Below are 11,449 nucleotides of genomic sequence, written 5' to 3'. Positions count from 1 at the left end.
GGGGTTATTAAATTAATAATTTTGATGAATGCTGCCAGTTAATCAGTTTGTTAATTTTATTGAGCAAAACAGCTTATTTACGCCTGCTGCCAAAATACTGGCAGCTGTAAGCGGCGGCATCGATTCGGTTTTAATGGTACACCTGCTTAAAGCCGCGGGTTATGATTTTGGTATTGCCCATTGTAACTTTCAACTGCGTGGTAATGAAGCCCTGCGCGATCAGGCCTTTTGCCGTGACCTCGCCACAGCTCTTGGTGTACCTTTTCATACTGTTAATTTTGATACAGAGCAATACGCCGCAGACAACAGGGTATCCATACAAATGGCAGCCCGCGATTTACGTTATCAGTGGTTTGAAACCATGGGTCAGCAATCAGGTTATGAGGTTGTTGCGCTTGCTCACCACCAAAACGATACTATCGAAACAATATTGTTAAACCTTACACGCGGTACCGGAATTGCCGGCCTGCACGGCATTTTGCCCAAAAACGGCAGGTTGGTACGGCCTCTGCTTTTTCTTAACCGCACGGAGATACAGACAATTGTTAGTGCCGAAGGTTTAACTTTTGTTGAAGACAGTTCCAATGCCTCGGCAAAATATGCCCGCAATAAGATCAGGCTTGAAGTAGTACCTAAGCTGAAGGAACTGAACCCATCGCTGGAAAAAACATTTGAAAACAACCTGCTCCATTTCCGTGACCTGGAACTATTGCTTGAACTTAAGCTTGATGAATTAAGGCAAGCGTTGCCGCAGATACATAATGACCTTACATACCTGCCCATTACCAAAGTAAAAAACCTAAACCCCAAACGGCTGCTTCTTTTTAAACTGCTGGATGAATACGGTTTTAATGAAACTACCATCGACGATCTCATTGCCTCACTTGATAAACATCCGGGCCGGGTATTTGAGTCCGGAACACATACCTTATTGCTTGACAGGGAAAACATCATTCTCAAACAAAAAACAGCGACCCACCTGTCCGAAGTTATTATCAATGCCACAGACCATGAAGCAAATTTTGGCGTTTATAAGCTTAACCTGCTGCATGATGATAGTCCGCTGATTATAAAAGATAATCCGTTGGCAGTATCCATTGATGCTGATAAGTTAGTTTATCCGTTAAAAATGCGTACCTGGCACGAGGGCGATCATTTTTTCCCTTTGGGGATGAAGGGCAAAAAAAAGCTGAGCGACTTTTTTATTAATCAAAAAGTGCCGCTGCACCAAAAGGAAGAAATCCCAATCCTGGTAAATGGCAATGGCGAAATTATGTGGGTTGGCGGCTATCGCCCCGATGAAAGGTATAAAGTGAGTGATAACACTAAAAAAGTTACTATCTTCGAACTGTTTAAACTAACATGAGCGATAAATCCGTTTTTACCGAAAAACAATACCTTGGCCGGGAATTTATACCGCTAACCATACGCCTGGTTTTAGCCATGTTTTGTTTTGCTGCCTACTTTTTTACCGACGAACGTGAACGAAACGGCGATTTACTGGTTGTTGTAGGTTTTGCCATCATCATTATTTCCATTATTATGGGGTTCCTGCTGCATTTTCGCACCCGTGTAGAAAACAAAAGCGTTATGCTCGATGGCTTATGGACAACCAAACTGGTAAAAATAGATTTGAACAGCATTGTCAAGGCTGAAAAAGGTACCTATAGCCGCTATCTTTTCAACAACCCGGTTTATAACCTGCACACCAAAGGTACCATCCGCTTTTTCACATCAGGCAACGAAGCTATCCACCTTACAGATCGCGATGGCCTGCTTTATATCATCGGCTCCAAACATCCTAATGAGTTTTTGAGGGCGGTAAAGGAAGAAATGAAGAAGTAATCAGTCCCCTTAATGCACTGACCATCAACCGCCTGATTCAGGTAAAATTACGCGCTCACATTTACCATATTGAGTAAAACTACTTACGTTATTTAAAATACCACCGTTTATATTTGGACCGTATGCTACAGGCAGCCTTTTGAATAAAGCTTTTGCCTTATATGTTACAACGGCACCATTAGTTTCTATCAAATAGTTTAACCTTAAAGTAATTGGTATGAACCTCTTTAAAAGTGCATTGCTTTGGTATTTATGTATCATGAGCAACCTGGCCTTTGCACAAATAATCAGCCGCCCCAGGCCGCAATCTACTCCTCAGGTTATTATGCGCCGTATGCCCACCCGTTATGCGTTTTCAACAGAACAGCAAAGAAGGCTTGATTCATTATTAAGAGCTTATAAAATAAAAGCAAACGACCTAAGACGGGTGTCGCCTGTTGTATCTGAACGTAGTTTAATGATATTACAGACTGAAACCCGGCAAAAAGCCAGTCAACTGCTCACTACCGATCAAAAACAAAATTTCCAGGCGTTATCGCAGGATACCCTGATGGTGGCTTTTGACAAAGCAGTTGCCCCTATTAAGTCTTTCCCTTTTCCTCCGCCCTCAGGTTATACTTATGCGGTACTTGACGATGCGATTTTTAGCAGCTGCCAGTTATTAGGCGATGCAAGCAACATTATCTATAGAGCCATTACTTCATCAAATTGCAATTATGGTGACGTTGGGTACTACGCTATTCCTGATGGCTTTGTAGTAGTTACCAAAGTAGAAGAAATTAATGACGATGCTACTTCCGTTAGCGGCAGTGACCGTTTTTCTGAAGGGCGGTACCAAAGTATGAGCCTGTTAGATTTTTTTGCTCCCCGTAAAGGATATTTCAGGGTTTTCGCTTTTTTGGTAACGGATGTGCCATTTAACGCAACCAGCACACCTGTAACCGCAGGCAATGCACTGGAATGGATCCGTATGGCAGCCAATGTTTTACCGGATGCCATTAAAAAGAAACCTTTTAAGCCGGGATATAATTGCACTGTAATTGTTTATGAATTTAAATCGGAGGAGGCCAACACGCATTTGTCACCTTTGTTATCACCCCGGTTCAATGCTCAAACCCATCTCCAAAAATCACATATAGCCGAAAGCTTACAACCCTGATTATGGCCTCGATCATTAAATATAAAGCCCAGAAAAAGCTAACAACAGTTTGGTTTTGTTCATCCGCATTGCTTTTGATTTACGTAATTTTATGGCAGATGACCGGTAAAGAGACCATTACAGATATTGCATCATGGTTATTACAGCATCTTGTCCCCTACCTCACTCTCATTACAACAGGTTTTATAGTGGCTTATAGTCAGGAAAACAAATACGACAATGCACAAATAGATATTTTCTTTTACAGGCTATCATTGTTGGTAAGCATTTTTTATATAGGTTTCCTCCTGGTGGTTTTGGTTATGATCCCTAAAGATCAATTTCAGCACGGTCAGCAATATGCCAAAGATTCCTTTGAACAAACCAGCAAGATATTGCCTTATTTTGAGGCGATACTGGGCGGTGTACTTGGGGTATTTTTTACCAAGAAAAGTGATTGAAAATTTTTCTGCACATTTTCAATAATCATATTATCTACTTCCCATTATTAAGTTTTTCAACTCATCAATAAAACCGGGCTCTGTGGGTTGATAAAAGTTTGACGATATTATTTTTAAGTTATCCAAAATCACATATCGCGGAATAGATGATATATTTAACTGGCGCACAATAGCTGATTTAGTTGCCGCACCAAGGTGATAATTGTTTATTCCAAGATGTTTTTTTTCGGCCAGGGATGCGGTTTTCCAGGATGCTTCTTTTTGATCGAGATTAATCGAAATTACCTCAGCATTTTTTCTCAATGCAGATCTTAAACTATCCATCACAGGCAATTGAGCCCTGCAGGGCGAACACCAACTTGCCCAAAAATCCAATATGTAAAACTGTTTCTTCGATTTAAGCAGATGATTCAATGATACTTTTTTTCCGTTTAAACTAATTAACATATCGCTTGATATAATCTGCTTGCCATCCAGCATGTTTCTCATAATGCTATCGAGATGTATCAAATAGGCTGTATTAACCATCTTTCTCCTGTAGTCCTTTATTATTTCGCCAAATTCAGCCCCTTTTTTTACCGGCGAATGAGTTAAACAAATAATAAGATAGCTGGCTTTAAACCTGCCCAAATTAGCTGCCGATGCTTCTTTATATATAGTAATGCCATTAACATAGTCCTCACCTTTGTTAATGATTTTGAGCCTGACGTAGCCGTCAATCACACTCAATAAATCTTCGGCCAAAAATAGGTGTGGGCTATTTAAAACATGCTCGATATCCTCACTCAACTTTGAAAGTACAGGTAAAGCAGGCTCAAAGTATTGGCCATTACCCTCATAAAGCCAATTAAACAACCGTTTGTAATAATGAAGTTTACAGTTGATTGTCAGTTGCTCAAATGCTGATGAATCTATTTGAAAATTAGCCAAAAGGCCATTGATCCTATCCGTTTCTTCTCGAAATTTTCTATTAAATTCTGTATAAAAAGATTCCCAAAGTTCATTCTTGGAGAATACTGCTTTGCCGCCGGGCGCAGTAGTATAGTTGGTATAATATGAAATAGAATCGTTGGATAATACAATTCCTTTTTTTAATCTTTCTGTATTCAGAAATCCCTGGCTTGTTAATGATAAATTCAATGTATCTCCAGGCGATGCAAGTACTGAAAACTTTCTTTCTTTCGTGCTTTTATCTTTTCCAAACTCAAAAAAAGTCATTGTTAAGGCAACAGGAATATCTGTTGTTACATTACGTATAATTACAGTATCCTTTTCCCTGGGATTGATAAATTTGAGTTGCTTTGCTTCCAAAAAAGCGTTCATATACTCGAGCCTGAACTGCTCATGGGCTTTAAGCCGGAATACAATCGTTGCTTTAGAGCCGTTTTCCGTTGCTTGACTATGAATTGATTTGTGCTGATCAGGCCGAAACGCGGCAAAGAGCTGAACACATATTACAGATAGTAATATCTGGTAAAAAATTGATTTAAGGCTCATAGATAAGGTTTATATCGGATTATAACTCAAATATAAACAGATTATTATATCGCTTATAGCCCGTTAAAGATATATCATGCGTAAATATTCACTACTCACTCTCCATCACCTTCATCAATTCCTCAATAAATAAAATAGCTGCCCTTTTACGGTAAACACCTTTTTGCCATAATATGTATGATTGCCTTTTGATATCTTTTGATTCGATGGGGATGGCGATAACTTTATTCCAGCCTATGATAGCTTTTTCATTCAGGATAGTTGCCCAATGGCCGTTCTCAACCAAGGCTAATAATGAATGCACATCATTGAGCTCGATTTTTATATTGGGCACTATCTTTTTACGGTTAAACAGATCATTGATAAAATCGCGCGAACTGAAGCCTTTTCCCGGCAGGATGAGGTCAAGCTTAGCCAATTCTTCCAAACTTACTTTTTTGAGTTGGGCCAGCGGATTATTTTTAGATACCACCATGACCACGCTCGAGCTAAACAATTCCTGCATTTCCAGGTCTTCGTCGTCGCTTTCATTGTGGAAAGCGAGGATCATATCCAGTTCGGCCAGGCGTAGTTTCTTTTCTAATTCTTCCGGGCTGCCATAGGTGATAAAGATTTTGATACCGGGGTATTTGGTGCTAAACGGTGACAGTGCGGGTAATAACAAAGAAGTAAATGCATATGAAACGCCAAGGTTCAACTCGCCAATGGTGGCGTTCTGCAATTCGCTGATGGCCTGCTTGCTCCGCTGCACATCGTTAAGGATTTTGCGGGCATGAGTTAAAAATACATGACCGGCCTCTGTGATCCGTACGTGCTTGCCAATCCTGTCGAACAGCAGCATGCCCAGTTCCTCTTCCAGTTGTTTGATTTGCTGTGATAACGTGCTTTGTGTTATAAACACAGCAGCTGCTGCCTCAGTGAAGTTCATGGTTTCGGCAGCTTTAACAAAGTATTGCAATTGACGCAATTCCATAATCAATCGTTTTTATCTATCAATCCTATTAAAACAATCTATTTTACAAATGTATTGATATGGGCGATATTTGCAACATAAAACAATTCAATAGTCTTGCATTAAGTACTCCCCTGAATTTGCTTTTGTTATGAATTGAACAAATGAATGTGTTTCGCTCTTTAAAATACCGTAATTTCAAGCTGTTTTTTTACGGTCAGTCAATATCCCTCATTGGCACATGGATGCAAAAAACAGCAGTGAGCTGGTTGGTTTATCGCCTCACCGGTTCGGCCCTTTTATTAGGGATTGTGAGTTTTGTGAGCCTGATCCCGTCATTAATATTGGCACCCTATGCGGGCAGTATTGTTGACAGGCATAACCGTTACCGCATTTTAGTTATTACCCAGGTAGTATCCATGCTTCAAGCCGGTGCTTTTGCGTTCATGATCTTTTTCAAAATCTATAATATTCCCGCTATTATTGGCCTCAGCCTGTTGCAGGGCATTGTAAACGCCTTTGACGTTACCTGCCGTCAATCACTAATGGTTGATATGGTTGATGACAAGGCCGATTTGCCTAATGCCATCGCCTTAAACTCAACCATGACCAACCTGGCACGCATCGCGGGCCCCGCCATTGCAGGCATCGTACTAAGTGCTTTTGGTGAGGATGTTTGTTTCTTTGGCAACTTTTTGAGCTATATCCCTGTGCTCACCTGTTTATTTATGATGAAGCTAAACACCATAGTGCCTGTCCGTTCAGAAAAAAGTATCTGGACAGAATTACAGGAAGGTTTCAGATACGTATCCGGTGACAGCGACCTGAGCAGCATGATCCTGATGCTTACTGCAAGCAGCCTGTTTGTGATACCATTTAATACACTGATGCCAATCTTCGCCAAAGATCTTTTTAATGGCGATGCAAAAACCTTCAGCTGGTTTGAGAGCGCAGCTGGTTTAGGCTCAGTAATTAGTGCTGTATATCTGGCTAACCTGAAGAGTAATAAAAACCTGGTAAAGATCATGTCGATAGCAAGTCTTATTTTTGGTACAAGCGTGCTGATGGTGGCCTATGCAGGCAAACTCCCTTTTGCTTTAATATTTATGGTATTTACCGGGGTTGGTATGATGGCGCAAACATCGGCCATCAACACCTATATCCAAACCCATGCTATCCCGGCTATGCGGGCAAGGGCTATCAGCTATTATGTAATGGCTTACCAGGGCATGATCCCGGTGGGAAGTTTGATGGCCGGTTGGTTAGCCAATGAGCTTGGGCCACGCAGGGCTGTTTGTATTGAGGGAATTATCGGGGTATTAGCAACCGCACTCTTTGTATTATATAAAAGAAGACAAGCTGCCGGGGAAAGTGTTGAAGGAAAAGCAGTATTTGTTAAGTAAATTTATATCATCTACCTATATAAAATGTGAAAGCCCTTTCTGTTTGGAGAGGGCTTTGTTGTTATGAAGATGCCATGCGCTTCCGTATCATGATAAAGTTATAGAATCCGCAACTCAATTTTCTTTTCATCTCTTGCAAACGTAATCCAATCCAAAGATTCTTCAGACGGAACACATTCTTTCAGATCCAATCCCCGTGCATACCAGCTAAGCGCTTTCGGGCCGAAATTTATCGTCATTTCATACTCCCCTTGCCCGTCTGCACCAATCCAAGCCTTTGTTATAATTTTGCGGATGTCATTAACGCTTTTAGCCATTAATTGCTCATCAACAAATGGCATTGCCACCCCATCGCACCAAAAACGTCTTATTTCATTATCTTCAAAATTTCTGAATGTCTTTGATAAATGATATTCAAGGTAAATGCAAAAATCTTCGTTAAATGGGTGGTGAGGTTTCTCTTCGGGTATCATTGGGAAAGATATTATAGAAAAGCCCTCTCAAAATTGAAAGGGCTTTTGTTGTTATAAACGTGTCTTTGCATTACATCTTCAAACCAATTTCCCTCAAGCGCTCATCCAGGTATTCGCCTGCGGTAATATCAGAATACAGCTTAGGATGTTGCTCATCAATGCATGAATCAAGACTTGTCAAATCCATGTTCGATTTTGGGTGCAGGAAAAACGGCACGGAAAAACGGGAGAACTTCATCAGCTCACGCGGTGGGTTTACTACGCGGTGGGTTGTTGATTTTAACTTGTTATTGGTTAAACGCTGCAGCATGTCGCCAACGTTAACTACCAGGTCTTCACCATAAGCTTTAACCGGGAACCAGGTATTATCGCGGGTTAACAGTTCAAGACCGTCGGCGCTGGCTCCTATTAACAGGGTGATCAGGTTAATATCTTCGTGGGCTCCGGCACGTACAGCATCATCGGGCACCGAATCAGGATCGGTTATAGGGAAATAATGCAGGGTGCGAAGTATTGAATTACCGTTATGAACTTTATCATCAAAATAGTTTTCGGGCAATTCGAGGTAAACGGCAATTGCGCGGAGCAAATGTTTACCTGCTGCTTCCAGTTTTTTGTAAACTTCGATGGTGGTTGGGTTAAATTCGGGCAGCTCATTAACGGTTACATTATCCGGGTACTGTGCTTTCAGCACCTCGTCATCAGTTACGGTTTGGCCAATTTGCCAAAATTCTTTCAGGTCGGGGGTTTTAAAACCTTTTGCCGTTTCCTTGCCTTTACCGGTGTACCCGCGCTGGCCTGCTAAGCCCGGGATTTCATATTGCTGTTTTACTGCATCGGGCAGGGCAAACAGCGTTTTAACCTGGTCGTAAAGCCTATCTATCAATTCTTTACTAAGACCGTGATTAGTAATGGTAACAAATCCTGTTTCGTTAAAAGCCTTGCCGATATCGTTCGAAAATTGCTCGCGTTCATCGGCATTGCCGTTTATATAGGTATTCAGATCCAGGCGTGGAATAGTTATTGTGCTCATAGTTATAGTTTATAAAACAGGAAGCAAAATTATTTAATTTTTAAGCGCGGTACACAAGATAGCAATAAAATTTTATCCCCATAATTACACTGGCTCTGTTCGCATTAACTCGTTAAAACAATTTTTGCTTTAAACGTTTTATACTTCTGCTTGTCATACATTCAGCAACACCAATGTGACAGGCCATCTTAAACATACATTATTATGAAATTTATTAATAAAATATGCGGTATTAGCTTAATAGCATTTTTAATAATGCTTGCCGCACCAAACATGAGTAAAGCCCAGGAAGGAGGCTATGTATCCGACCAGGAGTTTTACGACGAACTTGACCCTTACGGTACCTGGGTTAACGACCCGCAATACGGTAACGTTTGGATCCCGGACGCCGGCGACAATTTCAGGCCATACGCTACCCGGGGCCACTGGGTAGTAACCGACTATGGCAATACCTGGGTATCCGATTATGAATGGGGCTGGGCCCCGTTCCACTATGGGCGCTGGCGCTATGATGATTATTATGGCTGGGAATGGATCCCGGGCCATGAATGGGCACCGGCATGGGTTAGCTGGAGGCACGGCGGCGGTTATTACGGCTGGGCGCCTTTACAGCCAGGTATAAGCATCAATATCTCTTTTGGCAATAGTTATAATGTGCCCGACAACTACTGGGTTTGCGCACCACAGGCATACATCACCAGGCCAAATATCTATAATTATTATGTGCCGCAAACACGGGTAGTTAACATTATTCATCAAACAACAATTATTAACAACACCTATGTTAATAATAACCGTACCTATATAGCCGGCCCAAGAATTAACGAGATCAGGCAGGTTACCAACAACCGTAACGTACGTGTTTACAACATTAACAACGCTAACCGGCCAAACGGCGGCGGCAGGGTAGTTAATAATACAGTAAATATTTACCGTCCGGAAGTAAGAAAAGCACCCGATGCACGACCTGCAAGGGTAGTAAACGCTGCCGCTTACAGGCAGCAAAACCCTAATGATGGCATCGCCAACAGACGCGGCGGTAACGCAACTATCAACCCCAATAATGCGGCCCGTCTGCGTCAAATTGCCCGTAACGAAAGACCTGATAACAAAATAGTACAGGTTAACCATCCAGGCCCGGCAGCCCGGCCTAACCCGGAAAATGGAGCACGCCCAAATCAGCCAAATGCAAGGCCGGGAGACAATCAAGCTCAGCAACGCCTGCAACAGCAACAAGCACAAAGGCAACAACAGCTTGATCAAAGACAAAATAATCAAACCCAACGCCAGCAGCAACAACAAGCCCAGCGTCAGCAACAATTACAGCAAAGGCAGCAAGATCAACGGGTAAAAAGCGAGCAGCAGAACCGTCCGCAGTCCCAACAGCAACAGCAAGCCCAAAGGCAGCAACAAGTACAGCAGAGACAGCAGCAACAGCAGGCCCAAAGAGAGCAGCAGTTACAACAGCGCCAGCAACAACAGCAGGCCAGAGGTGAACAACAGCGCCCACAAAGCCAACCTGACCAGCAGGCACAAAGGCAGCAACAGGAACAACAACGTCAGCAAGCCCAAAGAGAGCAGCAGTTGCAGCAGCGCCAGCAACAACAGCAAGCTCAACGTCAACAACAGGAGCAACAGCGCCAGCAACAACAGCAGGCTCAACGTCAACAACAGGAGCAACAGCGCCAGCAACAAATGCAGGCCCAACGTCAGCAGCAGGAACAACAGCGCCAGCAACAAATGCAGGCCCAACGTCAGCAGCAGGAACAACAGCGCCAGCAACAAATGCAGGCTCAACGTCAGCAGCAGGAACAACAGCGCCAGCAACAAATGCAGGCCCAACGTCAGCAACAGGAACAGCAACGCCAGCAACAAATGCAGGCTCAACGTCAGCAGCAGGAACAACAGCGCCAGCAACAAATGCAGGCTCAACGTCAACAACAGGAACAGCAACGCCAGCAACAAATGCAGGCTCAACGTCAGCAGCAGGAGCAGCAACGCCAGCAACAACAACAGCGTCAGCAACAGCAGCAACAACAACAACAACGCCAGCAGCAGGAAAGGCGACCTGCAAACCGGTAGAATAAATTTATAACCGCTACAATAAACAGCACGTATAAAGCATTATATACGTGCTGTTTTTATTTATAATCGCTATTATTAACAATGAAGAAATTCCTGCATATTAATTATTTTATCATCGCACTTGTTATCGTACTCAGTTCCACCGTCAGGGCACAGGAAAACGTAAGCAAGTCATCAACCCAAATCAACTTTATTGAAAACTCCTGGACCGAAGCTCTAAAACAGGCTGCCCGTCAAAACAAATATATTTTTGTTGATGCTTATGCCACTTGGTGTGGTCCCTGCAAAATGCTCAAGGCTACCACATTTAAAAACAACAAAGTAGCCGATTTTTACAACGATAATTTTGTAAATGTAGCTATCGACATGGAAAAAGGACAAGGCCCTGCCCTGGCTGCCGAATGGGGACTGCAGGCCTACCCTACCATGATTATATTTACCAGCAAAGGCAAACCCGTATCAGGAACCGTAGGCTATATCAGGGCAAATGACCTCATTAAATTTGGCAGGCAGGCATTGAATAAATAGTTCAATTGAACCTATAAAAAAAGACCGGCGCTAT

General features: G+C 42.5%; 11 protein-coding genes. 7 read left to right on the top strand and 4 right to left on the bottom strand.

Features of this window, described 5'->3' with window-relative positions; all coding sequences use genetic code 11:
* Positions 1 to 28 precede the first annotated feature (28 nt).
* From tilS to ABID99_RS27650, 4 genes are all read left to right on the top strand, one after another.
* Entirely contained in the window at positions 29 to 1,366 is a 1,338-nt protein-coding gene (gene tilS, locus ABID99_RS27665) for a tRNA lysidine(34) synthetase TilS (RefSeq protein ID WP_373615773.1), read from the top strand.
* Positions 1,363 to 1,845 (top strand): hypothetical protein, encoded by a 483-nt coding sequence (locus tag ABID99_RS27660; RefSeq protein WP_090534476.1) that lies wholly within the window; start codon positions 1,363 to 1,365, stop codon positions 1,843 to 1,845. The genes tilS and ABID99_RS27660 overlap by 4 nt, the downstream gene beginning before the upstream one ends.
* 217 nt (positions 1,846 to 2,062) lie before the next feature.
* A complete protein-coding gene (locus ABID99_RS27655; RefSeq protein ID WP_139160073.1) occupies positions 2,063 to 3,004 on the top strand; it encodes a hypothetical protein in 942 nt (313 codons plus the stop codon).
* A gap of 2 nt (positions 3,005 to 3,006) precedes the next feature.
* Positions 3,007 to 3,444 carry a hypothetical protein gene (locus tag ABID99_RS27650; RefSeq protein ID WP_090534471.1) on the top strand — a complete coding sequence of 146 codons (438 nt, stop codon included), beginning with the start codon at positions 3,007 to 3,009 and terminating at the stop codon, positions 3,442 to 3,444.
* 30 nt (positions 3,445 to 3,474) lie between these two features.
* Here ABID99_RS27650 and ABID99_RS27645 read toward each other — a convergent pair whose 3' ends face one another.
* Positions 3,475 to 4,767: a TlpA family protein disulfide reductase gene (locus ABID99_RS27645; protein WP_373615772.1), complete on the bottom strand. Its 1,293-nt coding sequence runs from the start codon at positions 4,765 to 4,767 to the stop codon at positions 3,475 to 3,477.
* Between the two features lie 265 nt (positions 4,768 to 5,032).
* Positions 5,033 to 5,914: a LysR substrate-binding domain-containing protein gene (locus tag ABID99_RS27640; protein WP_373615770.1), complete on the bottom strand. Its 882-nt coding sequence runs from the start codon at positions 5,912 to 5,914 to the stop codon at positions 5,033 to 5,035.
* A 143-nt stretch (positions 5,915 to 6,057) separates the two neighbouring features.
* Between ABID99_RS27640 and ABID99_RS27635 the strand changes: the two genes are divergently transcribed.
* Positions 6,058 to 7,296, top strand: coding sequence for an MFS transporter (locus ABID99_RS27635; protein WP_175490116.1), 1,239 nt, complete (start codon positions 6,058 to 6,060; stop codon positions 7,294 to 7,296).
* A gap of 98 nt (positions 7,297 to 7,394) precedes the next feature.
* On the opposite strand, the gene ABID99_RS27630 is transcribed toward ABID99_RS27635, so the two are convergent.
* Both ABID99_RS27630 and ABID99_RS27625 read right to left on the bottom strand, forming a co-directional pair.
* Positions 7,395 to 7,769: a hypothetical protein gene (locus tag ABID99_RS27630; protein WP_090534467.1), complete on the bottom strand. Its 375-nt coding sequence runs from the start codon at positions 7,767 to 7,769 to the stop codon at positions 7,395 to 7,397.
* A 70-nt stretch (positions 7,770 to 7,839) separates the two neighbouring features.
* Positions 7,840 to 8,802: an isopenicillin N synthase family oxygenase gene (locus ABID99_RS27625; protein WP_090534465.1), complete on the bottom strand. Its 963-nt coding sequence runs from the start codon at positions 8,800 to 8,802 to the stop codon at positions 7,840 to 7,842.
* A gap of 204 nt (positions 8,803 to 9,006) precedes the next feature.
* On the opposite strand from ABID99_RS27625, the gene ABID99_RS27620 reads away from it, so the two are divergent.
* Together ABID99_RS27620 and ABID99_RS27615 are read left to right on the top strand one after the other, a co-directional pair.
* On the top strand, positions 9,007 to 10,884 hold the full coding sequence (locus tag ABID99_RS27620) for a DUF6600 domain-containing protein (RefSeq protein ID WP_373615769.1): 1,878 nt from the start codon (positions 9,007 to 9,009) through the stop codon (positions 10,882 to 10,884).
* A gap of 84 nt (positions 10,885 to 10,968) precedes the next feature.
* Positions 10,969 to 11,415, top strand: a complete 447-nt coding sequence (locus tag ABID99_RS27615; RefSeq protein ID WP_091173590.1) for a thioredoxin domain-containing protein — start codon at positions 10,969 to 10,971, stop codon at positions 11,413 to 11,415.
* The last annotated feature ends 34 nt before the right edge of the window (positions 11,416 to 11,449 follow it).

The organism is Mucilaginibacter sp. OAE612 (assembly GCF_041806395.1).
In the GTDB taxonomy this organism is placed as follows: Bacteria; Bacteroidota; Bacteroidia; order Sphingobacteriales; family Sphingobacteriaceae; genus Mucilaginibacter; species Mucilaginibacter rubeus.
The sequence above is the reverse complement of the archived record's forward strand: the minus strand, read 5'-3'. Positions and strand labels throughout refer to the sequence as shown.